This window comes from Pseudoalteromonas sp. SR45-6 (genome assembly GCF_014163545.1).
Lineage (GTDB): Bacteria > Pseudomonadota > Gammaproteobacteria > Enterobacterales > Alteromonadaceae > Pseudoalteromonas > Pseudoalteromonas rhizosphaerae.
This window is the reverse complement of record NZ_JACJDM010000189.1, coordinates 1-438: the sequence shown is the minus strand read 5'-3', so window position 1 is coordinate 438 and position 438 is coordinate 1. Positions and strand designations below refer to the sequence as shown.

1 protein-coding gene is annotated in these 438 nt (G+C 43.2%); it reads left to right on the top strand.

Annotated elements, in window-relative coordinates; translation table 11 throughout:
* Positions 1 to 438 (top strand): IS630 family transposase (locus tag H5158_RS22840; protein WP_182740991.1); only part of this gene is annotated, 438 nt, incomplete at both ends.

Below are 438 nucleotides of genomic sequence, written 5' to 3'. Positions count from 1 at the left end.
AGCACGGTTTGGACAACAAAATCAAACAACACGCTTATGGGCTGAAACAGGCTCTAGGCCTCGCGCAACAAAACAACAGCAGTTTGAGTATGGATACTTATTTGGTGCAGTGTGCCCAAGTAATGGTAAAACAGAAGCGCTGATCAGCCCTATCGTCAATAAAGACGTCATGACGCAACACATGGAATTAATATCAAAAGCCACGGAGGTAGGACGTCATGCGGTCGTGATCGTTGATGGCGCTGGTTGGCATACTATTGATACTGTAAAACCATTCAATAATGTCACGCTAATAAAACTTCCGCCTTACTCCCCGGAGTTAAATCCAATAGAGCAAGTATGGAGTTGGATACGGCAACACTGTTTATCTAATCGTGTGTTTAGTGGTTATGAAGAAATAGTCGAACAGGTTTCGCAAGCGTGGAATAAATTCATTTC